Source organism: Streptomyces amakusaensis (assembly GCF_039532665.1).
Classification (GTDB): Bacteria; Actinomycetota; Actinomycetes; order Streptomycetales; family Streptomycetaceae; genus Streptomyces; species Streptomyces amakusaensis.
In genome coordinates this window covers 1-21,529 of the sequence record NZ_BAAASB010000021.1, presented here as the reverse complement: position 1 = coordinate 21,529, position 21,529 = coordinate 1, and the positions used below count along the sequence as shown (strand labels likewise).

The 21,529-nt window shown below is 71.2% G+C and carries 15 protein-coding genes, 2 tRNA genes and 4 pseudogenes; 7 read left to right on the top strand and 14 right to left on the bottom strand.

What is annotated here, in order from left to right:
- Positions 1-157: 157 nt before the first annotated feature.
- The 3 genes from ABD371_RS29360 to ABD371_RS29350 form a co-directional block, all read right to left on the bottom strand.
- A complete protein-coding gene (locus tag ABD371_RS29360; protein ID WP_381735056.1) occupies positions 158-1,042 on the bottom strand; it encodes a DUF2797 domain-containing protein in 885 nt (294 codons plus the stop codon).
- A 466-nt stretch (positions 1,043-1,508) separates the two neighbouring features.
- Entirely contained in the window at positions 1,509-2,171 is a 663-nt protein-coding gene (locus ABD371_RS29355; protein WP_344483481.1) for a signal protein, read from the bottom strand.
- 148 nt (positions 2,172-2,319) lie between these two features.
- Positions 2,320-2,472 (bottom strand): cytochrome c-type biogenesis protein, encoded by a 153-nt coding sequence (locus ABD371_RS29350; protein WP_344483479.1) that lies wholly within the window; start codon positions 2,470-2,472, stop codon positions 2,320-2,322.
- A 128-nt stretch (positions 2,473-2,600) separates the two neighbouring features.
- Here ABD371_RS29350 and ABD371_RS29345 point away from each other — a divergent pair, with 128 nt between their 5' ends.
- Positions 2,601-3,134 (top strand): NUDIX hydrolase, encoded by a 534-nt coding sequence (locus tag ABD371_RS29345; protein ID WP_344483478.1) that lies wholly within the window; start codon positions 2,601-2,603, stop codon positions 3,132-3,134.
- Here the strand turns inward: ABD371_RS29345 and ABD371_RS29340 are convergent.
- Entirely contained in the window at positions 3,112-4,458 is a 1,347-nt protein-coding gene (locus ABD371_RS29340; RefSeq protein ID WP_344483476.1) for an NsdA family TPR-like regulatory protein, read from the bottom strand. The two genes, ABD371_RS29345 and ABD371_RS29340, sit on opposite strands and share 23 nt — an antisense overlap.
- A gap of 121 nt (positions 4,459-4,579) precedes the next feature.
- Here ABD371_RS29340 and ABD371_RS29335 point away from each other — a divergent pair, with 121 nt between their 5' ends.
- The 4 genes and pseudogenes from ABD371_RS29335 to ABD371_RS29320 all read left to right on the top strand — a co-directional run.
- Complete coding sequence (locus tag ABD371_RS29335) at positions 4,580-4,774, top strand: hypothetical protein (protein ID WP_344483473.1); 195 nt, start codon at positions 4,580-4,582, stop codon at positions 4,772-4,774.
- Entirely contained in the window at positions 4,774-5,079 is a 306-nt protein-coding gene (locus ABD371_RS29330; RefSeq protein ID WP_344483470.1) for a hypothetical protein, read from the top strand. The genes ABD371_RS29335 and ABD371_RS29330 overlap by 1 nt, the downstream gene beginning before the upstream one ends.
- Before the next feature lie 396 nt (positions 5,080-5,475).
- On the top strand, positions 5,476-6,405 hold the full coding sequence (locus ABD371_RS29325; RefSeq protein WP_344483467.1) for a pentapeptide repeat-containing protein: 930 nt from the start codon (positions 5,476-5,478) through the stop codon (positions 6,403-6,405).
- 1,113 nt (positions 6,406-7,518) lie between these two features.
- Positions 7,519-8,388: pseudogene (locus tag ABD371_RS29320) on the top strand (site-specific integrase); the annotation flags it as partial.
- A gap of 78 nt (positions 8,389-8,466) precedes the next feature.
- Here ABD371_RS29320 and ABD371_RS29315 read toward each other — a convergent pair.
- A tRNA-Arg gene (locus ABD371_RS29315) sits at positions 8,467-8,539 on the bottom strand.
- A 252-nt stretch (positions 8,540-8,791) separates the two neighbouring features.
- A tRNA-Ser gene (locus ABD371_RS29310) sits at positions 8,792-8,885 on the bottom strand.
- 244 nt (positions 8,886-9,129) lie between these two features.
- On the opposite strand from ABD371_RS29310, the gene ABD371_RS29305 reads away from it, so the two are divergent.
- Entirely contained in the window at positions 9,130-9,600 is a 471-nt protein-coding gene (locus ABD371_RS29305; protein WP_344483464.1) for an SSI family serine proteinase inhibitor, read from the top strand.
- Between the two features lie 179 nt (positions 9,601-9,779).
- Positions 9,780-13,859 carry a PAS domain-containing protein gene (locus ABD371_RS29300; RefSeq protein WP_344483462.1) on the top strand — a complete coding sequence of 1,360 codons (4,080 nt, stop codon included), beginning with the start codon at positions 9,780-9,782 and terminating at the stop codon, positions 13,857-13,859.
- A gap of 66 nt (positions 13,860-13,925) precedes the next feature.
- Here the strand turns inward: ABD371_RS29300 and ABD371_RS29295 are convergent, their stop codons facing one another.
- The 8 genes and pseudogenes from ABD371_RS29295 to ABD371_RS29260 form a co-directional block, all read right to left on the bottom strand.
- Entirely contained in the window at positions 13,926-15,572 is a 1,647-nt protein-coding gene (locus ABD371_RS29295; protein ID WP_344483459.1) for a long-chain fatty acid--CoA ligase, read from the bottom strand.
- Positions 15,573-15,693: 121 nt separating this feature from the next.
- Positions 15,694-16,278 carry a SigE family RNA polymerase sigma factor gene (locus ABD371_RS29290; RefSeq protein WP_344483456.1) on the bottom strand — a complete coding sequence of 195 codons (585 nt, stop codon included), beginning with the start codon at positions 16,276-16,278 and terminating at the stop codon, positions 15,694-15,696.
- Positions 16,279-16,481: 203 nt separating this feature from the next.
- Positions 16,482-17,426, bottom strand: a complete 945-nt coding sequence (locus ABD371_RS29285; protein WP_344483454.1) for a DUF1906 domain-containing protein — start codon at positions 17,424-17,426, stop codon at positions 16,482-16,484.
- 53 nt (positions 17,427-17,479) lie between these two features.
- Positions 17,480-18,667, bottom strand: coding sequence for a lipid-transfer protein (locus ABD371_RS29280; protein ID WP_344483451.1), 1,188 nt, complete (start codon positions 18,665-18,667; stop codon positions 17,480-17,482).
- Positions 18,664-19,023 (bottom strand): annotated as a pseudogene (locus tag ABD371_RS29275) (MaoC/PaaZ C-terminal domain-containing protein); the annotation flags it as partial. The gene ABD371_RS29280 and the pseudogene ABD371_RS29275, both read right to left, overlap by 4 nt.
- 66 nt (positions 19,024-19,089) lie before the next feature.
- A pseudogene (locus ABD371_RS29270) lies at positions 19,090-19,983 on the bottom strand (bifunctional MaoC family dehydratase N-terminal/OB-fold nucleic acid binding domain-containing protein); the annotation flags it as partial.
- A 393-nt stretch (positions 19,984-20,376) separates the two neighbouring features.
- Positions 20,377-21,168 (bottom strand): ABC transporter permease, encoded by a 792-nt coding sequence (locus ABD371_RS29265; RefSeq protein WP_344483448.1) that lies wholly within the window; start codon positions 21,166-21,168, stop codon positions 20,377-20,379.
- Positions 21,165-21,529, bottom strand: a pseudogene (locus ABD371_RS29260) (ABC transporter); the annotation flags it as partial. The gene ABD371_RS29265 and the pseudogene ABD371_RS29260, both read right to left, overlap by 4 nt.

Genomic DNA, 21,529 nt, shown 5'->3' with positions numbered 1-21,529 from the left:
GGCGTCAGCCTTCGCCCCCGCCGTGAAAACGACCTTGGCCCAGCCTGTGAATTTCCTGAGAAACGCCTAACCCTCCGGGTTGCGGGCGGTGTTGCCGTGAAAGACCGGACCGGACGGGACTTTCCCGGACCGGCCCCCGGCCCCCCGGCCCCCTGGTTCAGAACAGCCCGTCCTGCACTCCGCCGCCGCCCGCCTCCACCCCTTCGAGCGGGACGGTCGGCACCGAGACCCCCTCCCCGGGACCGGCCCCGACGAGGGACCAGCCGGTCATCAGCCGGGTGTCGAGTACGACGACCTCCCCGTCCGCCGTACGCAGATGCAGATCCGGCCCGGCGACGGCGAGCAGCGTCCCCGCGACCGCGCCTCCGCCGGCGAGTTCCCGTACGGCCGAGACGGCGGGCGGCAGCCCCGCGAGCCCGAACGCCCCCGTGTGGTCGACGGCCTCGAACCCGAGCGGCTCCAGCGACTCCGCCCATCCGTCCAGCGCGAGGGCGGCTCGGTGCAGCTCCCCGATCTCCGCCGCGCGCTCCTCCGCCGTCTCCGGCAGCCGGGTACGGACGGCCCGCTTCCGGGCGTACGGGATCCGGTCCGGTATCCCCAGGGCCGCGCGGAGCAGCTCCTCGGTCCGCCGCGCCGCCATCAGCGGGCCGCGCCCCAGCCAGCCGAAGACCACCGCCCCCTGCTCCAGCAGCCTGGCCGGCCCGCGCTCCTCCGCCGTGATCCCCACCTTGACCAGCCCCGGCCCGAACCAGGCGAGATAGACCCGGTACACCCTCGGATCATCCGCGATCGTGTCCGCCGCCACCGAGTGCGCCCGGTCCAGCCGCGCGCACTCCCCACACCGCGCGCTGGTCACCCGCCCCGGCACCACCGCCCGCAGCGGACACACGTTCCCGCGCGCCCCCACGCACTCCCGCTCCCCCTCGGCCCGGAACCCGAGGCTCTTCCCCGCCACCAGCGGACTGACCCGCCCGCCCTCCCACCGCAGCACGGCCATCCGCGCCCCCGGCGGCCATCCGACCCCGGAGCACCGCCATGTCATCCGTACCTCCGGGCGCGCGCAGATTTCTGACCGAAAACGGGCAGATTACCCGAGCCGACCCACACCCCCAGCGACCGTACGTCGGGTTCCAGCCGCCCCCGGCCCCGCCACCAGCCCCATCCCCTGCACGTCAGCCACATATCCCCAGCCGACAGCGGTGTCCTGATCTACCCGCCCTCCCGGGCCCGCGCCGCCACCCGCCTCAGCCGCCGCTCATACTCCGCGACCCGCCGCGCGACCGGCACACCAGAGCCCCCGGAGATCACCCTCCCGCTCTCCCGATCGACCAGAAACGGCCCGTTCCCACCCGGCCGGGCGCGCCCACCGCCCGCACTCACCGGGGCCCAGTAAACGACCCACCCGAAGGAGACCGTCTCGACCGACCTGATCTCCCCCTCGACCCCCGTCGTCCGCGCGACCTCCGCGAGCACCAGCCGCCCGGCATCGGCCCCGGCCTGCGACCCGGTCAAGCCCGCACCGCCGGCCCGGCCTTCACCGTCAGCGTGTATCCCAGCTTCACCTTGAGATCCCAGGACTCGCCGAAGATCTCGACCGAGTGCTTGCCGGGATCCAGCGGGGGCAGCTGGACCCACAGTCCACAGGCGATGCTCGATGTGGTGCCGGGGTCCACCACGGGGTTGCCCGCCTTGCCCGTGATGGTGATCTCCTCCCCGTGGTACTCCTCCACGGCCAGATCGTCTCCGTTCAACCGGGCGATTCCACGGGCGCGGTACATGAAGTCCGCGCAGTCCTCTCGGCTCCCGTGCGTGTTCACCACAGGGAAGGCGATGGGCTGCCCGGCCGGAACATCACAGACCCGCTCGGGGGAGCCACCGGTGGCCCCCGCCAGGAACCACACATCGGATCCCTGGTTCCGGCCGCACTGGCTGCCGTCCGGGTCGCTGTACGGATTGGTCTCCAGGGGCTCCGCCGCCACCCAGCTCCACCAGCGCCCCTGAAGTTCCCGCGTGGGCAGCCGCCCCTCGTGCGTGGCCGGCTTCGGCGACTCCACCACCACCGGCGTCGGATCAGGCTCGGGCTCCCACGTCCCCGCGTCCGTACTCCCTCCACCGCCGCACCCCACCACGGCCGCCAGCGCCATCACGACGATCCCCGCCCTGAGCCTCATGTCCCCGCCCTTCTCCGGGGCACCGCCCGGGCGCCCTCCAGGCAGTGATCATCACCTACCGCTCCAAGCCGCCGAAAAGGCCCCCGGGTCCATCCCCAAAGGGCCTCACCTGCCAAAACCCACTCCCGGAGCCCCCGAGCGCAAGAGCTCACCCCTCACCGTGGCCCGCGTCCGCCTCCAGCTCCGCCCGCTCCATCGCGGCGATCGCCCTCCGCCGCCACCGAAACACCAGCACTGTGGCGATCACTCCCACCAGAAGCACCACGATCGGCGCGCCCCACACCAGCACGGCCAAGGCCATTCCCACCGACTCCATCGCGCTCCCTCCCTGAGGGGAGCGTATGCCTGGTGCCGTGATCTCCCTGAACAGAACCCTCACCCCCCGCTTGCCCTGGGATGCTGGAGGCCGATCCGAGAGGGGCCACGACGATGCAGTGGAAGATCCACGGGGAACGCCCGATCTACGAGAACCCGTGGGTGAACCTGTGGCTCACCGATGTCGAGACGCCGGACGGGAACCGCTGGGAGCACCACGTCGTCAAGCTCCGCCATCTGGCCGTGGCCGCCGTGGTCAACGACCGTCGCGAGGTCCTGATGATGTGGCGGCACCGCTTCATCACCGACGCGTGGGCGTGGGAACTGCCCATGGGTCTGGTCGAGGAGGGCGAAACCCCGGCGGAGGCAGCGGCCCGTGAGGTTCTGGAGGAGACGGGCTGGCGTCCCGGCCCGGTCAAACCGCTGATCTACGCCGAGCCGGCCAATGGCATCACCGACTCCCAACACCACCTCTTCCGGGCCGACGGAGCGACGTACGAAGGGCCGCCGACCGAGAAGAACGAGTCGGACCGAATCGAGTGGATCCCGCTGACCGACGTACGGGGCATGATCGACCGGCGCGAGATCGTCAGCAGCGGGTCCCTTGTCGGACTGCTCTATGTGCTCATGGACGAGGCGATCCGCTGACCTGCCGGGACAGCACCTCCCTCAGCCGGGCTTCGAACGACACTGCGGCCGGCTCCCTGCGGAAGGGCTCCAGCTGCTCGTAGAACTCCCGGAGATGACCCGCGATTCGTTGCGAGCCGACGGCCGCAGCCGGGGCGAGGGCGTCCATGGCCGTGTGGCACGCCTCGTTCAGCTTCCCGCGCTGGAGCTGGGTGCGGGCCAGCCAGAAGGCGTGGAGGGCGCGACCTCGGCGGTTCGACCGGTGTTCACGGCGCAGGGCGTCCGCGATCAGGGGCTCGGCGAGGGCTGATTCGCCGAGGCGGCCGTGGGCGATGCCGGTGTCCACGATCAGCTTTGGTTCGTCGAAGTAGGCGACCCATGCCGGGTCCGGATCGCCTGGACTGATCCGGCCGAAGTGCGCGTGTGCCTCCGAGATCGCACTGTGGGTGGCACTGCGGTTTCCGAGAGCGGCGTGGGCGAAGGCTTCGCGCATCGTGAGCATGGCCAGTACGCGTGGTGTCGTTCTCCTGGCACCTCGGGCCTGGTCCTGGGCCGCTGTGACGAGAGCGAGAGCGTCCCCGGGCTTCTCCTGGTAGGTGGCCTGGAGGCTCATGCAGGCGAGCACGTTGGCCATGAGCTGACGGTCGTCCACAGCCTTGGCGAGTCCGAGGGCTTCGGTGAAGTAGGTGCGTGCCTGGCTGTACTGGCGGGCGTCGAAGTACATCCATCCGGTCAGCCGGGCCAGCTCGGCCGCGATGCCGTGCAGGCCCTCGCGCAGGGGTGCCGGACGTTGTTCCTTGAGGAGATCGACGACGTAGCGGAGTTGGCCGACGACCGCCGGCCGTAAGGTCTCGCCGCCGTGCTCGTCGTCCCTGCGCCAGTAGTCCGCGATCGACGAGTGCAGCGCCTCCAGCGTCGACGGGCCGAGCTCCCGTTCGGCCGCCAGGGCGAGGACGCTGTCCACGTCCGGCCCCGGCAGCCCTGCGGCAGGCGGCCGGCCGACCGGTGGTGATGCCTCGATCCGCTCTCGTGGCGTGACGGTCAGGTTCTGCGGTGTCTCCCACGGACGTCGTGCCAGGCCGAGCATGTGCCCGGGGATGCGCAGGCCGTCCGCGATCCGCTCGACCACGTCCATGTGCCGGAGCTGTCGACGGCCGGCGATCACTTCGCCGACACGGCTGGGGGTGAGGTCGCAGCGGCGCGCGACCATCGACGGATAGATGCCTGCTCGAACCCTGACCAGCAGGAAGACACGGCCGAAGTCTCTGGTCCGGCACGCCTCGATCATCACAGGGTCCGTGAGCAGGCTGCCCGGGAGCTCCTTCGGACGGGGTGGCTCAGGCATCGGCACCTCCGGCACGAGAACTACGGATCGCTACTGATGATCGACCATGGGTGATGTTATCCATGCTGGGTAATCCGCTTGGCCTTCCTCGGCGAACTGGCGGATCGCGATGCTCCTGACCATGGCGAACACACAGAACGATGTACGGATGACGCTGCGGGTCTCGCGCGACTCCGGCCGCACATGGGGGCTTCTCACCGAGGTACACGTGGGCAGCGACCCCGTGCTCCCCGACAAGCCCGGCGACTTCCCGCCGTGCGCGTGCCGTCGGTGCACGGAGCGGAACCCTGTCGGCTCCCTGCGGATGGTGTCGTGATGCGGTGCACGCAATGGCTTCGGGTACGCCTGGACCTGGTGCGGGAAGCTCGGGAAAGGTCGGCCGGAGAACACGTCGACAACCTCGTGCAGTGCCAGCTCCTCGCCCATGACGACAGCGATCACCACGGATTCCTCGCCGAACTCGACGAGTACGCCACCGCACTGTGGCTCCGCTGGCACGGAGAGGCCAAGGTGAAGCTGGTCGCGCTCACGGACTGCCCCCTGACCGGCCCCGGACCCGATGCCGAGGGCTGCTGCCTATTCGCCGGCCACGCCGGTCAGCACACTTGGGAGGCAGCCTGAGAGGTCTCGCGCGGAACGACGGCTTCTCGGGCAAAGCCGCCGCCAAGAAACACCGAAGGCCCCGTCGATTTCTCGACGGGGCCTTCGGTTTGCTGTGCACTCGGCAGGATTCGAACCTGCAACCTTCTGATCCGTAGCTCTAGCCGGATCGGTCAAGGGTAGTCATACCGGATGGCACACGGAGTGGGAGGGACGGCAGCAGACATTGTCAGTTGCTGTGGTTGCTGTACTGCGTTGCTGTATCGCCAGTTACTTCGCCCCAAAGCCACTGGGCTGATCATCTGACCCTGGATCGGCGCGTCTCCCACTCACACCTCACCGTAGAAACCTCAGGTTTTGCTCTGAAGCTTCGCGACACCTCGATGAGGGCCTGACTGTTCCAGCACAGTGGTTGCCATGATGGCGCACTTGAAGCGAGCGGCTGCCTGGATCGCATCGGCAGCTGGCATCGCCGCATTCGTGATCTTGATCTGGCAGGGACCGTGGTGGGCTGATCGAGAACATCTCGAAAAAGATCTTGGCCCTGGTGCGGGGGCGGTAGTGACGGGGTTTCGGACTGCGGTCGTGGCTGTCGGCGCTGGAGTGATCGCTTCCCTGGGCCTCTACTACACCGATCGCAACTTAAGGCATACACGCGAGAAGGATAGAGAACAAGCTGAACTAACTCGCGAAGGACAGGTAACAGAGCGATACGTATCAGCGGTCACGCTCCTAGCTTCAAGCAACGTAACCGAACGACTAGGTGGGATTTATTTACTGGAGCGCATCATGCATGACTCACGTAAAGATCAATTTGCGATCACCAAGGTCCTGGGTGCCTTCTTACGCCAGCATCCGACAGCTTGCTCGGATGAGCATAAATGCGGCAGTGTAGACGAAGATGTCCTGGCCGCCTTCTCTGTGATCGCGCGTCGCCCACGCCGCCATGACCAGGGGTTTTTCATCGAGCTCCGAGGCCTGAAGGTATGCGGAGTGGAACTTTGGGCAATGGATCCAGAGGATGCCGCGGATTTGGAGTCACTAGTTCTGGATGGCGCGTGCCTTAAAGGGGCTGACCTCGAAATGGCGAACCTGTGCAGCGCGAGTCTGATTGGCGCAAATCTGGAAAAGGCCCGCCTCGAAAGGGCAAATTTATCCATGTCAATATTGAGGGGTGCGAAACTTCAAGGAGTACTCCTTGACCATGCCAATCTGTGCACAGCAGATTTGACCGAGAGTGAAGATCTCCCTCTGGAGGAACTACTCAAGGCCAAATTCAATAAGCGCACCTCTCTGCCTGACTGGGCTGCCGATGATCAGCGCGTCAAAGCCAAACTTACCGGGTAGGCCCGACGCCCGGTTCGCACCAAGGTCGGTGGGAGCGGCTTTGGGCGGGAGCCGCCGTGGGGCGAGAGATCGGGGCCCGTAAGCTTGCGGCGGCTCGGGCGGTCTGTGGACCTGCCCGCTAAGGCCCGATGTGGGCCCCGATCTTCGAGGCTCGCCCCATGGTGGCTGCCTAAAGCCGTGGAGCCGACCGCCCCGGCCACAGAGGGGTTTCGCCACCCAGCAACCCGAGCTGGCAGGTGTGCGGCCGGCGGCCGGGCCAGAGCGGGGCGAAGACAGGAGCGCGGCCCGAGCCGTCGGGCCGCGCTCGCCGCGCGTGCGCGGCGGGTGCCTTGAACCAGTAAGGAAAGTTGTAACTCACATCTCGGTGGGGTCGATGAGGGGGAAGCGGTCGAGCTGGACGACGAGTTGACCGGCGATGACCCATCGGATGGCCGGGCTGTTGAACGGGATGCCGACGGCGTCGACAGCGACAGGATGATGAGGGCTGGGCCGGTAGGGAGCGCCGTGGACGCCGATGGGGGTCCAGGATTGGACGCGTAGGGCGACGTGGCGTTGTCTCAGGTGGGGGCATGCGTTCGTGGCCAGGGTCGCGCAGGGCCGGCAGACCGGTGGGTGGGTGGTCTCAAGTCCCTGGGGCCAGGAGCCCGGGGTGTCTTCGGCTTCGCCCAGCAGCCAGAGGATTCCCCGCTCGTCGCGGTCGGCGGGCTTTCCGCAGACCCTGGCAGAGGGTGTTGGCCATGGCGAGGCGTTGGCGCAGAGCGTGCACCGCGCCGAAGTCGGGCTTCCCCTTGCCCGGGGTGGAGGGGATGCGTCGCCACAGAATGCCCCGAGGGTCACGGTCATAGGAACGCTCGTCGGCGTAGGCCACGCGTCCGCGTCGCTCCACCACGCGCACCTTCGAAGGGGACTCCCCGGTCCACTGCGTGATGTAGGGAACGGCACCCGTCAGAGACATCGCCTGGCTCATCCGACTCATTCCCCCGCGAGCTGGTTGGCGCGGTGCGGCACAACCCGGGCCCCGCAGTTCCCGCATACTCCGGACGGCCCCTCGGCCGGTGGTGAGTCAGAGGTCGGACGGCAGGCTCGGCCGATCTTTATCGCCCCGCACCTGGGCTGGCCAAGCTGGCGACCGTCTGCCAGTGCTGTGCACAGGGCAAGGACTCCAAGCGGGCACGGGAACGCCGGAGGTGCTGCGCCGTCGGTGAGTGCTGTGAGGCGTACCCGTCACGGCGAGTGGTCCAGGGTTCCCGCGACGCTCTGCGGGCCGCACTGACACATGCGGTCGCCGAGGAGGAGATCGGCAAGAACGTCGCCGCGCTGGTCAAGGTGCCCAAGCCCCGCCGTCGTCGGATCAAGCCGTGGTCGGCGGTCGAGGCCGGCCGTTTTCTCACGGACGCGGCCGAGCGGGACGATCATCTTTTCGCCGCTTGGGCACTGGTGCTCTGCCTCGGGCTCCGGCGCGGGGAGGTGCTGGGGCTGACCTGGAAGTCGATCGACTTCCAGGCCGGGGAACTGTACGTGGACCACCAGATCCAGCGGGCCGGACAGCAGCTCCTGCACCGGGAGACCAAGACTGAGGAGTCGGACGACTTCCTGCCGCTGCCCGCGCTGTGCCTCAAAGCACTCAGGATGCGCCGCGCCCAGCAGCAGGGCGAACGGAAGGCTGCGGGTGATCTCTGGCAGGACCGGCACGACCTGGTCTTCACGACCAAGTACGGGACCCCGATCGAGCCGGGAAACCCGACTCGGATGTTCGCCCTGCGGGCCCATCGCACTGGCCTCCGAGCGATCCCGCTGCGGAACACTCGGCACACCTGTAGCTCGCTGCTGGTGGCCCTCAAGGTCCATCCGAAGGTGGCGCAGCGCATTCTTCGTCATTCGCAGATCGCGATGACAATGGAGGTGTACGCCGAGGCGAGCGAAGAAGCGGTACGGGCGGCGCTCAGCAGGCTGTCCGAGGTGATGGGCGGGACCGGCGGCTGACCAGGTTGCTGTACTTCACTGCTGTACGAGCGGAAAACACCAGAGGCCCCGGATTCCTCCGGGGCCTCTGGCCTGCTGTGCACTCGGCAGGATTCGAACCTGCAACCTTCTGATCCGTAGTCAGATGCTCTATCCGTTAAGCTACGAGTGCTCGGCTTCCCGGGCTTTTCTTCCCGGTCGGCGTTGCGAGAACAACATTACATGACCTGCGCCGTGAGGCGAAATCCATTCGGCACACCCGGCCTGAGCTGCGGAAACGCCAGGATCCGAGGGGGCGGGGGTGGCGTGATCGCGCCGGGGATCTCGGCCGGGCGTTCGATCGGGGACGGGCCGGGATGGCCGAGGATCGGCGAGGGGATACACGAAAGCCCCGGCCGACTGGCCGGGGCTTTGGCGATCGAGCTGGCGGAGGCGGAGGGATTTGAACCCTCGATGGGCTTTAAGACCCAAACCGCATTAGCAGTGCGGCGCCATAGACCGGACTAGGCGACGCCTCCAGCACACCCCGCGCGGGCGCGTTGTGTGTGCCGATGATGACACAGTCGAACGCCGTGTCACCAATCGCGGCCCACGGTACTAGGGACCCGGGCCGCAGGGCAAAGCGCGGAAGGCCGGGTGGGCGGGGTGGGGGTGGGGGGCGCAACGTGAGGGCGGGAGGGGCGTTAGGAGGGGTGGGGGCGATGGATCGGACGCGCCTCCGGGAACAGGACGACAGGACCGCTCAGAGCTTCGGGAGCCCCCATGCTGCGCCGCATCATCCTCACCGTGACCGCTTCGGCCGCCGCGCTCGCCACGGCCGCCCCCACGGCCGGGGCGGCGGCGGATCTGCCGCTGCCGGCGCTGTCGCCGCTGACCTCGCTGCTGTCCGCGCCCGAGGAGCGGCGGGACAGGCTGACGGTCGTGGTGTCGGACACGGGGAACGCGCGGACCGAGGGCCGGTACCGGCTGGAGTGCGACCCGGCAGGGGGGACGCACCCGGCGGCCGAGGGGGCGTGTGAGCGCCTGGACGAGCTGGCGCGGGAGGGGCGCGACCCGTTCGCGCCGGTGCCGCCGGGGCGGATGTGTACGCAGCAGACGGGCGGCCCGGCCACCGCGCGGGTGACGGGAACGTGGCAGGGGCGGACGGTGAACTCGACGTTCAGGCGGACCGACGGCTGCGAGATCTCCCGCTGGCAGAGCATGGAACCCGTGCTGCCCAGCACCCGCTTCTGAGGGATTCGGACACCTTTGCCGTACCCCGTGCGTACGGGGTACGGATATGAGGTCCCCCTCATCCGCCGCCCCTCGCGCATCCGGTGCACTTAGACTCCCTTCAGTGACAGGCCGAGACCCGAAGGGCAAAATGGGGCCGGCCGTCCGCACATGCAGCAGGCCAGGAAGGAACCGTCGTTGTGAGCAGCAGGCCGTCCCGAGGCGCTGCTCGCCTCGCGGCAATACTCGACGCGCTCCCCGACGGCCTGGTGCTCGTCAACGCCAACGGCACGGTCGTCAACGCCAACACGATCGCGCTGGGGCTCTTCGAGGCCCCGGGCACCGCCCTGGTGGGGCGCGGTCTGCTCGATCTGCTGCCCGCGTTCGACTCGCGGCTCATCCCCGGCTCCATGCGCCGCCCCGAGGCGGCCGACGAGCGCGGACGCACCAAGCCCACCCGGATGATGGCCCGGCGCACCGACGGCAGCGAGTTCCCCGTCGAGGTCACCAGCGCCAGCCTGGAGGACGGCCGCGAGGCCTATGACTCGCACGGCGGCTACACCGGCGACGAGTTGCTGATGCTGGTCGTGCGCGATCTGTCCGGGACGATGGACACCGAGGCGGAACTGGCGCGTTCGCAGCGGCAGACCGAGATGATTCTGCGGGCCGCCGCCGAGGGCGTCGTGGGCACGGACACCGAGGGCCGGGTCGTGCTGGTCAATCCGGCCGCCGCCCAGATCCTCGGATTCCGCGCCAGTGACCTCGGCGGCCAGGAGCTGCACCCGCTGATCCTGCACTCGCGCGAGGACGGCAAGCCCTTCCCGTACGCCGAGTCGCCGCTCGCGGACACCCTGCGCTCCGGGCGCAAGCACCGGGTGCGCGGGCAGGTGCTGTGGGCGAAGGACGGCACCCGGGTGCCGGTCGATCTGACCACCGCTCCGGTACGGGACGGGGATCAGCTGGTCGGCGCGGTGATGACCTTCACCGACCGGCGGCCGGGCGAGGAGCTGGCCGCCCGGCACGCGGCGGAGCTGGCCGAGGTCACCGAGCGGCTGACGGCCGAGAACGAGAAGACCTCCGAACGCCTCACGGCCGAGCTGGCGGAGACCACCGAGCGCTTCACCGCCGAACTGGCGGACCGGTCCGAGCGGTACAGCGTGGAGATCGAGGGGCGCGACGAGCGCTTCGAGGAGCTGTCGAACCGTCATGAGCAGCTGACCGCCGTACTCGGCGACTCGCTGCGCGGGCCGCTGGAGGAGCTGCGCGCGGAGCTGGGCACGCTCGTCGCCGACCCCGCCGGGCAGCTGTGGCCCGAGGCCAATCAGGTGCTGCACTATCTGGCCGCCGGTTATTCGCGGATGACGACGCTCATCGACAATGTCCTCGGCTACCAGCGGCTCGACACCGGCCGGGAGCCGCTCGACAAGTCGAAGGTGCTGCTCGACGCGGTCGTCGCGACCGCCGTCGAGGGCGCGGTCGAGCTGATCGGGCCCGGCCGGGCGCAGTTCGCCGTGCACGCTCCGGCGATCGAGGCGGAGGTGGACCCGGCGCGGCTGGCGACGGCGCTCGCGCATCTGGCCGCCGATGTGGCCGGGGTCGACTCGACCGGCAGGGCCCGGCTGCTGCCCGACGGCGGGCACGCGGACTCCACGGTGGTGCTCGCGGCCGCGCAGCGCGGCGAGGTCGTACGGATCGAGGTGCGCGGGCCGTTCACCGGCGGGGACCCGGTGCACGAGCCGATCGTGCGCGGGATCGTGCGGGCGCACGGCGGAGTGCTCCAGACGCATGACGTGCCGGGGATGAGCGGCAGCGCGTATGTGCTGGAGGTGCCGCTCGGCGCGGGCGCGGGCGTGGTGGCGACGCCGGCTCCGGTGCCCACTCCGGTGAACGCGCTCGCCCCGGCCCGGCAGCCGGCCCGGCCCGCTCCCGCTTCCTCCCCGGTCCCTCCGCGACCGCTTCCCCGCATCGCCCCGGCGGCTCCGGCCGCCCCGGCCCCTCCGGCGACGGCGGAGACACCGGTGGCGGAGGCTCCGGCGGCCCCCGGGGCCGACTCCACCGGCGCTTTCGCCCTGCCGCTGCCGGAGCAGCGCACCTCTCCCGAGGCACCGGCCGAGCCCGAGACCGAGCCCGAGACCGGGGCCGGGGTCGGGGTCGGGGTCGGGGTCGAGCCGGGCGCGGAGCCCAGCGGGCGTCGGCGTCGCGGGTCCACCGATGCCTTCCTGGAGAGCCCTCTCCCGGTGCGGAACGCCCCGGAGGAACCCGTTCCGCCGGTGCCGACGGGACGGCGCAGGGCCGCCGAGCAGGACGGGACGGCCGAAGCGCAGGACTCCGGCGGTACGCAGGGGGGCGGCGGCGGAACCGGCCGCCGGCGCGGGCGGCCGAGCCCGGCCGAAGAGCCGGTGGCCCCCCAGCCGGAAGAGCCGGCAGGACTCGTGGAGCCGGTGGGTCCGGTTGGGGCCGCGGAGCCCGTGGGGCCGGCCGAGCCGGTGGCCCCCCAGCCGCCCGCCGTGTCCGGCGTACCCGCCGAGGGTTCCGTGGTCACGGCCGCCGAGGGGGCGAGTGGACGGCCGGCGTTCGGGCAGGCCGTACCGCCGCAGGGGGTGCCCCAGCAGGCGGTTCCCCCGCAGGGCATGGCCCAGGGGATTCCGCAGCAGCAGAGCGTTCAGCACGCCGTGCCGCCGCAGGGGCTCGTCGCCGAGGGGGCCGGGCAGCGTCCGGTTCGCGGTGGGATGCCCGAGCTGTCGGCCGGGCCCGCCGCCGAGGCCGCCGGGCGGCGCGCCCGCCGCGCGCTGGCCCCCGCACCCGCGCCCGCGGAGGAACCCGAGAGCGGACGGAGCGCGTTCGCGCTGCCGCCCGCCGAGGCCGACCGGACACCAGCACCGGCACCGGCACCGGCACCGGCCGAGGAGTTCACGGACCACTCCACGCCGACCGGCCGCCGCCGGGCCCACTCCGGCGAGCCGCAGGAGCAGGAGATCGAGACGGCCGGGCCCGTGCCCGTGCCCGCCGACGACCCCGCCGGGGGCCACACCGCCTCGCGTGACTCGGTCTCGGGGCCGAGCACCGGTTCCGTCTCGCTGCCGCTGCCGCCGCTCGAACCGCCCGTGGCCGGTCCGGAGACCGCCGGACCGCACACCCTCGCCCAGCCGCTGCCGGCGGAGGCTCCGCTTCCGGCCGATGCCTCGCACGGGCGGGCCTTCAGCGTGCGGACGCTCGGACAGGGCGTGCCCTTCGCCCAGCAGGCGACCGACAAGCAGCAGGGGCAGCAGGCCCAGCAGGGCTCGCTCGGCTCCGGCCGCCGGCGCAGGCTGGCCACGCCCCCCGACATCGACATCGAGCGCGGCACCGAGCCGTCCGCCCGGCCGCATCCGCAGGGCCAGCCGGGGACCGGACCCGGCGGCACCGCCCCCCGCCCGCCCGGCGAGCGGGCCGAGGGACGGGCGTACGCGATAGGCGCGCCCGACGAGGGGGCCGAGGGCCCCCAGCCGCTCGACGGCCCCGGCGGCGCGGTGGAGGTGGCCAACCGGCCGCAGCCGCAGCCGGTGGACGACGAACTGCCCCCCGAGCCGCTGGACAATCCGCGCAGGCTGCTGGTCTGGCCCGCGCCCGATGTCTCCACCCAGCAGGCGCTGAGCGATCGCGGCTACCGGCCCGTCGTGGTGCACTCCCGCGAGGAGGTCGACGCCCAGATCGCCGCGTTCCCCGCCGCGCTCTTCGTCGACCCGCTGACCGGCCCCATCACCAGGACCGCGCTCCAGTCGCTCCGTCAGGCCGCCGTGGCGGCCGAGGTGCCCGTCCTGGTCACGGCGGGTCTCGGGCAGGCGACGCGGGAGGCCGCGTACGGCGCGGATCCGGCGATCCTGCTCAAGGCGCTGGCCCCGCGCGACAGCGAGCAGCATCCGCCCCGGGTGCTGCTGATCGAGGAGCACGAGGAGATCGCCCTCGCGCTCACCGAGACCCTGGAGCGGCGCGGCATGCAGGTCGCGCGGGCGGGCGCGGACACCGACGCGGTGGCGCTCGCGGCGCAGACGCGGCCGAATCTGGTGGTGATGGACCTGATGCAGGTACGCCGCCGCCGGGCCGGGATCATCGACTGGCTGCGGGCCAACGGACGGCTCAACCGCACCCCGCTGGTGGTCTACACCTCGGCCGGGCTCAACCGGGCCGAGCTGCCCCGGCTCTCCTCGGGCGAGACCGTGCTCTTCCTCGCGGAGCGCTCCACCAGCGGCGAGGTGCAGTCGCGCATCGTGGATCTGCTCGCCAAGATCGGCACGAACTGACGAACCGGACGGGCCGGCACGGCCGGTCCCGGAGAACGAACGGGACCGGCCCCGGAAGCGGGTCGGTCAGACCAGGGTGACGTCCAGCTCGCCGTCCGCGTACTGCCTGCGGATCACCTTCTTGTCGAACTTGCCGACGCTCGTCTTCGGCACCGCCGGGACCAGCGCCCACCGCTCCGGCAGCTGCCACTTGGCGATCCGCTCGGCGAGGAACGCCTTGAGCGTCTCGTAACCGGCGGTCGAGCCCTCGACGAGGACGACGGTCGCGAGCGGGCGTTCGCCCCACTTCTCGTCGGGGACCGCGACGACGGCGGCCTCGGCCACCTCCGGGTGGGCCATCAGGGCGTTCTCCAGTTCGACGCTGGATATCCACTCGCCGCCGGACTTGATGACGTCCTTGGCCCGGTCGGTGAGGGTCAGGAAGCCGTTCTCACTGATGACGCCGACGTCCCCGGTGCGCAGCCAGCCGTCCGCGCTGAACTTGTCGGCGGGCCTGATCTCCTCGGCCCCCGCGCCCCCGTAGTACGCGCCCGCTATCCAGGGGCCGCGCACCTCCAGCTCGCCGGCGGACCGCCCGTCCCAGGGCAGCGTCTCGCCCGCCGGGCCGATCAGCCGTGCCTCGACGCCCGCCGGGAAGCGCCCCTGGGTGACGCGGTAGGGCCACTCCTCCTCGGCGCTCAGCCCGGCCGGGGGGTGCGCCATCGTGCCGAGCGGGGAGGTCTCCGTCATGCCCCAGGCGTGACAGAGGCGTACGCCGAGCTTGTCGTACGCCTCCATCAGCGCGGGCGGACAGGCCGCGCCGCCGATGGTGACCTGCTTCATGGAGGACAGATCGCGGGGGCGGGCCAGCACCTCGGCCAGCAGGCCCTGCCAGATGGTGGGGACGGCGGCGGCGTGGGTGGGGCGCTCGCGCTCGATCATCTCGGCGAGCGGGGCGGGCTGGAGGAAACGATCCGGCATGAGGAGGTTGATACCGGTCATGAAGGTCGCGTGGGGCAGCCCCCAGGCATTCACATGGAATTGGGGCACGACGACCAGCGAGGTGTCCTGGTCGTTGAGGCCCATCGACTCGGCCATGTTCACCTGCATCGAGTGCAGATAGATCGAGCGGTGCGAGTAGACCACGCCCTTGGGGTCCCCGGTGGTGCCGGAGGTGTAACACATGGCGGCGGCGGTCCGTTCGTCCAGCTCGGGCCAGTCGTAGTCGGCCGGACGGCCCGCTATCAACTCCTCGTACTCATGGAGCTGGGCCTCGGTGTCGGCGAGCAGCGCGCGGTCCCCCGGGCCGGAGACGACGATGTGCTCGACCGTCGGCAGATGGGGCAGAAGGGGCGCGAGCAGCGGCAGGAGGGTGCCGTCCACGATGACGACGCGGTCGGCGGCGTGGTTGACGATCCACACCAGCTGTTCGGCGGGGAGACGGAGGTTGAGCGTGTGCAGTACGGCACCCATGGACGGGATCGCGAGATACGCCTCGACGTGCTCGGCGTTGTTCCACATGAGGGTGGCGACCCGCTGGTCGCCGTCGATGCCGAGTTCGTCGCGGAGCGCCCCCGCCAGCCGCCCCGCTCGCGCGCCGACCTCCGCGAAGCTGCGGCGGCGCGGCTCGGCCTCCCCCGTCCAGGTGGTGATCTGCGACTTTCCGTGAATCGTCATCCCGTGTCGCAGGATGCGGGTCACGGTCAGCGGTACATCCTGCATGGTGCTGAGCACGGCGTCCTCCCGATGGGCGCATGGGCGCTACCTGGCAGTAGGTTGTGCAGATTCTGCGCCCAGGGCTTGGCCGTGTCACTACCCACGAGGGAGGATTCGGCGTACGGGTGGGTGGGCCGGGTCAGCGGACCGGGGCCAGCTCCGGGTCCTCGCGGAGTTTGCCGAGCGCGCGCGAGACCGCGCTCTTGACCGTGCCGATCGACACCCCGAGCACCTCCGCCGTCTGGGCCTCGCTGAGATCCTCGTAGTAGCGCAGTACGACCATCGCCCGCTGCCGGTCGGGCAGCTTCATCACCGCGCGCCACATCGCGTCGTGCAGCACCTGCCGCTCGGCGGGGTCGGGCGCGGGGAAGTTCTCCGGCTCGGGCAGCTCGTCGCAGGCGAACTCGTCGACCTTGCGCTTGCGCCACTGCGAGGTGCGGGTGTTGAGCAGGGCGCGGCGCACATAGCCGTCGAGCGCCCGGTGGTCCTCTATTCGTTCCCACGCGACGTATGTCTTGGTCAGCGCAGTCTGGAGCAGGTCCTCCGCGTCGCAGGGGTTGGCGGTCAGGGAACGGGCCGTGCGCAGCAGGACCGGCCCCCGGGCCCTGACGTACGACGAGAACGACGAGTAGCGAGCGGAAGACGCAAAGCGTGTGTCGGCCCCGTACGACGGAGCCGCCGACAGGGCGGCCCTCGAAGCGTTTGTGCAGACTGGCGTGGTCATGGCTCCACGCTAGGAGCGGCCCCCTCCCGTGCGGATCGGCCGGAGGGCCTGAAGCCTTCTCCGCCTCAGGTTGTACGGCCGGGGGCCTTCCGACCTCCTGTGGGTGGAGGAGACCCTCAGGTGCGATGACGTCGGTCTCAGGGCTGATTCGCCTCTCCGGACGGGGGAGACGGTGTCCCGGACCCCTTCGGGTCGTCTTCGGGTCATCGGCTGACACGCGCCACCGGGGCGTCGGTCATATTGCGTCCGACGGTGAGCCGATGGCCTCCGTGCTCCTCGCTGACCTCGCCCTCGTACTGGTGGATCCGGCGTTTCACCCGCCAGGCGTACGGGTGCAGAACGGCCTCCCCGTGCAGCGAGGGCCGGTGATTCCAGCGGGAGAACCACAGGGCGGAGGGGAGATCGCCGGTGCCGGCCCGGCGGGCGCGCTCCATGTGGCGGGCCCCCGTCTCGGCCTCGCCGCGCAGGCCGGGGACGTACCCCTGACGGCGTACCTCGCGGTTCCAGGCGCGGATGAAATCGAGGGTGGCGCGGACGCAGTCGGCGTCGCCGAGGTCGTAAGACCTGAGGCTGACATAGAGCGCGCTGCCCCGGTCCATGCCGAGGGCGGCGGCCTGCCGTACGGCGTCGCCGCCCTCGCGCTCGCCCTGGGCGGCGGGGGCGGCCCCGATGCTCTCCCGGGCGTTGCGCGCGCCCCGGGCCGCTGCCGCCTCCTGAGGCTCGCCGGACTCACCGGCCCTCCGGGGCTCCCTCGCGCAGGGGGGCTGGGAGCCCGCGAACACCGGCAGCACCCGCCAGCCCATCCGGTGCACCTCGGCCACCCAGCGCCGGGTGAGATGGGGCTGGTCGGGGCAGTCCCGGCCGCGCCCGCCGTAGGTCACGCCGACCGCTCCGTACGGGGAGGAGCCGCGCCACGCGCTCATGACGGCGAGCGAGGGGACGCGGCAGACGTCGAACGCCAGGCCCCGGAAGGTCACATCGGTGTCGGCGGTGGTGTCGGGAGGGTCGGCGAGGACGCCGGTCGTCGACGCCTGGCGGGTGTCCGGGGTTGTCCGGCCCGGCGGCGGGGCGAGCAGCAGATCGGGCAGGCCGAGCAGCGAGATCAGTACGAGGGCGGCGGCGACCTGGGCCCGGCTGCGGGTGCGCATGGCTTGAAGTGAACGGCCCCGGGGGCCCGGCGGCCAGCGCTGCGGCCCTTCGCTCAGCCGTCCGCGCCCAGGATCAACCCGGACGTCGGAACGCCGGTGCCCGCCGTGACCAGCGCCCTGGCCGCGCCCGGGACCTGGTTCACCGAGGTGCCCCGGATCTGCCGTACCGCCTCGGCCACGCCGTTCATCCCGTGCAGATACGCCTCGCCCAGCTGCCCGCCGTGGGTGTTCAGCGGCAGCGCGTCCGCCGCGACGAAGTCCGAGGCCTCCCCCCGGCCGCAGAAGCCGTACTCCTCCAGCTGCATCAGGACGTACGGGGTGAAGTGGTCGTAGACGATCCCGACGTCGATGTCGCCCGGGGCGAGGCCGGAGGCGCGCCAGAGCTGCCGGGCGACCACCGCCGTCTCGGGCAGACCGGTGAGATCGGCGCGGTGGAAGCTGGTCATCTGCTCCTGCGCCCGGCCCGCGCCCTGGGCCGCGGCGACGATCACCGCCGGTGGGCGCGGCAACTCACGGGCCCGCTCCAGGCCGGTGACGACGAGCGCCTGGCCGCCGTCGGTCTCCTGGCAGCAGTCGAGCAGCCGCAGCGGCTCCGCGATCCAGCGGGACGCCGCGTGGTCGGCGAGGGTGATGGGCCGCCGGTAGAAGTACGCGGCGGGGTTGCGGGCCGCGTGCCGCCGGCCGGTGACGGCGACCGGACCGAAGGCCTCGGGGGTGAGCCCGTGGACGCTCAGATAGCGCCGGGCGGTCATCGCCGCCCAGGAGGCGGGGGTGAGCAGCCCGAACGGCATGTTCCAGCCCAGGGCCACCCCCTCGGCCGAGGGTTCCCGCCGTCCCACCCCGGAGCCGAAGCGCCGGCCGGAGCGCTCGTTGAACGCGCGGTAGCAGACGACCACCTCGGCGACCCCGGCGGCGACGGCGAGGGCGGCCTGCTGCACGGTGGCGCAGGCCGCGCCGCCGCCGTAGTGGACCCGGGAGAAGAAGGACAGCTCGCCGATCCCGGTGGCCCGGGCGACGGCGATCTCGGGGCTGGTGTCCATGGTGAAGGTGACGAGTCCGTCGACATCGGCGGGGCGGAGCCCGGCGTCGTCCAGGGCGGCGCGGACCGCCTCGGCCGCGAGGGCCAGCTCGCTGCGGCCGGAGTCCTTGGAGAACTCGGTGGCCCCGATGCCGACGACGGCCGCCCGGCCGCCGAGACCGTCCCTCCTCCGGCTCCGGCTCCGGCTCCGGACCGGGCTCATCGGGCTGCCTCCGTACCCGGGAGTGCCACGGTGACCGTGCCCGTCACATGGAGGCCGAGGGCGTTGGCCCCGGTGATCCGCACCTCGGCGGCCCCGTCCGCGAGGGAGACGACCGTGCCGCTCAGCACCAGGGTGTCGCCGGGGTGGTTGGGCGCGCCCAGCCGTATCGCGACCGAGCGGAGCACCGCGCGGTCGCCGAAGCGGTCCGTGATGTACCGCCCGACCAGGCCGTTGGTGGTGAGGATGTTCATGAAGATGTCGGGGGAGCCCCGCCGCCTGGCCAGTTCCGGATCGTGGTGGACGTCCTGGTAGTCGCGGGAGGCGAGCGCCCCGGCGACGATCAGGGTGCGGGTGACCGGGATCGCGAGCGGCGGCAGTTCGGTCCCGGCCGCCAGCGCCGCAGGCCCTCCGGGCACACCTGGGCCGGGCACGGCGCGGAAGACCGGGAGTTCCAGCTCCTCGTCGGCCCGGAGGAACTCCAGCCGTACCGGCATCCCGACGCGGACCTCGTCGTACCGCGCTCCCGTCACATTGCTGACCATCCGTACGCCTTCCGCCAGCTCGACCAGGGCCACCGCGTAGGGCGGGTCGAAGGCGGGGAAGGGCGGGTGGTGCATCACCACGTACGAGTGGACGACGCCCTCGCCGCTCGCCTCGACGGTGTCCCACTCGGGCGAGCCGCAGCCGTCGCACCCCGGCAGCCAGGGGAGGCGGAGGGTGCCGCAGGCCGTGCAGCGCTGGATCAGCAGCCGGTGGGCGGCGACTCCCGCCCAGAATCCGGCGTTGTCCCGGTTGACCACCGGGCGGGGGCGGCGGGGCGCCGCCGGGGCCTCGGGGGGCGGGGCCTTCCGCGTTTCAAGGTCCGGCGCGTACTTCAGGACGCGGAAGCGGTGGGTGGCGACCGGCTCCCCGCCGACCCGTATCTCGGTCCTGGTGGTCACGAAGTGGCCCGCGCCCAGCCTGGTGCGCTTGCGCCCGGACACCGACTCGATCACCGTCTCGAAGGTGATCGAGTCGCCGGGGCGAAGCGCCCGCGCGTACTCCTGCTCGCAGTCGGTCGCGACCACCGAGGTGCAGCCGGCCTCGTCCAGCAGGGCGAACAGCTCGTCCCGTGCCCCCGCTCCGCGGTTGGGGTGTCCGGCGAGCCCGCCCATCGTCCAGGCCTGGAGCATCGTGGGCGGAGCGATGGCGTCCGGTCCTTGGTACGCCGGGTGGGCATCGCCCATCGCCTCGCACCAGTGCCTGATCATCGGCGCGTTGACCGGGTCGCGGCCGACGGTCGGCGGACCCGCCGGACGGCCCTCGTACTCCTTCAGCCGCCGTACGAGGTCCTCGCCCGCGTCACCGGGCGCGCCGCCTCCGTCGCGGGGCTCGCGGCGGTCGGTGGGAGCGAGATTCACGGCGACCGCCTCCCCGGGCGTACGCGTCGTACCGATCAGGTTTTCTGACTGTCCGTCAGGAAAGCTGTCCGTGTCAAGGCGTCCGGCCTCCTCCGCGGAGAACGGCGACGGCCCGCGCCCGGCACCTGAGTGCCTTCGCGCGGGCCGTCGCCCACCCCCCTGACCGGCCGCCCCCGGCCGGTCCCCCCATCGGACCGGATCTCACTCCGTCGCGACCTCAGAGTTGCCCACCGAATACCCGCTGAACCGCCCAAGAGGCGTTCATTCCCCCTCAAGCGTGAGGGAATATCTCTAAACCTCTCTTCACGGTTACTTCGGGTCGTCACTGAACTTCGAGATCGACCAGAAGTAGCCGAGCACGGTCAGGCCGGCGCACCAGGCGACCGCGAGCCAGCCGTTGTGGCCGATCTCGCTGCCGAGCAGCAGGCCCCGCAGGGTCTCGATGGCCGGGGTGAACGGCTGGTACTCGGCGAACGGCTGGAACCAGCCGGGCATGGAGTCGACCGGGATGAAGGCACTGGAGAGCAGCGGCAGCAGGATCATCGGCAGCGCGTTGTTGCTGGCGGCCTCGGCGTTCGGGCTGATCAGGCCCATGCCGACCGCGATCCAGGTGAGCGCCGTGGCGAAGAGCGCGAGCAGTCCGAACGCGGCCAGCCACTCCAGCGCCGTGGCGTCCGTGGACCGGAAGCCGATGGCCACCCCGACCGCGCCCACGAGAATCACGCTCATGACGGACTGGAGCACACTGCTGACGACATGCCCGACGAGCACCGCCCCCCGGTGGATCGCCATCGTGCGGAAGCGGGCGATGATGCCCTCGGTCATGTCGTTGGAGACGGAGACCGCGGTGCCGACCACCGTGCCGCCGATGGTCATCAGCAGGATGCCCGGGACGATGTAGGCGATGTAGTCGGCGCGGTCCGCGCCGCCGCCGCCGATGCCCGCGCTCATCACGTCTCCGAAGATGTAGACGAAGAGCAGCAGCATCATGATCGGCGTGAGCAGCAGATTCAGGGTGAGCGACGGGTAGCGCCGTGCGTGCAGGAGGTTGCGGCGCAGCATCGTCGACGAGTCGCGTACGGCGAGGGTGAGGGCGCTCATCGGACGTTCTCCTTGGTCTGGTTGGTCTGGTTGGTCTGCTTGGTGAGGGCGCCCGGGCCGGTGAGGGCGAAGAAGACGTCGTCGAGGTCGGGGGTGTGGACGGTGAGTTCGTCCGCCTCGATCTCGGCCGCGTCGAGCCAGTCGAGGATGGAGCGCAGTTCGCGCTGGCTGCCGCCACTGGGGATGGAGAGCGTCAGCGCCTCGTCGTCCCCGGTGGCCTCACGCACCGCGAGGGCGGCGAAGCGGTAGGCGGCCGGGTCGGTGAAGCGGAGCCGGACGTGCCCGCCCGGGATCAGGCGCTTCAGCTCCTCGGCGGTCCCTTCGGCCGCGATCCTGCCGTCGTTGAGCACGGCGATACGGT

Coding starts and splice junctions, on each gene's coding strand:
- ABD371_RS29355 (WP_344483481.1), bottom strand. CDS start 2,171: ATGAGGCTCAGGGCGGGGATCGTCGTGATGGCGCTGGCGGCCGTGGTG.
- ABD371_RS29280 (WP_344483451.1), bottom strand. CDS start 18,667: ATGAGCCCGGTCCGGAGCCGGAGCCGGAGCCGGAGGAGGGACGGTCTC.
- ABD371_RS29305 (WP_344483464.1), top strand. CDS start 9,130: ATGCTGCGCCGCATCATCCTCACCGTGACCGCTTCGGCCGCCGCGCTC.
- ABD371_RS29340 (WP_344483476.1), bottom strand. CDS start 4,458: ATGCCTGAGCCACCCCGTCCGAAGGAGCTCCCGGGCAGCCTGCTCACG.
- ABD371_RS29325 (WP_344483467.1), top strand. CDS start 5,476: ATGATGGCGCACTTGAAGCGAGCGGCTGCCTGGATCGCATCGGCAGCT.
- ABD371_RS29360 (WP_381735056.1), bottom strand. CDS start 1,042: ATGACATGGCGGTGCTCCGGGGTCGGATGGCCGCCGGGGGCGCGGATG.
- ABD371_RS29265 (WP_344483448.1), bottom strand. CDS start 21,168: ATGAGCGCCCTCACCCTCGCCGTACGCGACTCGTCGACGATGCTGCGC.
- ABD371_RS29345 (WP_344483478.1), top strand. CDS start 2,601: ATGCAGTGGAAGATCCACGGGGAACGCCCGATCTACGAGAACCCGTGG.
- ABD371_RS29330 (WP_344483470.1), top strand. CDS start 4,774: ATGCGGTGCACGCAATGGCTTCGGGTACGCCTGGACCTGGTGCGGGAA.
- ABD371_RS29290 (WP_344483456.1), bottom strand. CDS start 16,278: ATGACCACGCCAGTCTGCACAAACGCTTCGAGGGCCGCCCTGTCGGCG.
- ABD371_RS29350 (WP_344483479.1), bottom strand. CDS start 2,472: ATGGCCTTGGCCGTGCTGGTGTGGGGCGCGCCGATCGTGGTGCTTCTG.
- ABD371_RS29285 (WP_344483454.1), bottom strand. CDS start 17,426: ATGCGCACCCGCAGCCGGGCCCAGGTCGCCGCCGCCCTCGTACTGATC.
- ABD371_RS29335 (WP_344483473.1), top strand. CDS start 4,580: ATGGCGAACACACAGAACGATGTACGGATGACGCTGCGGGTCTCGCGC.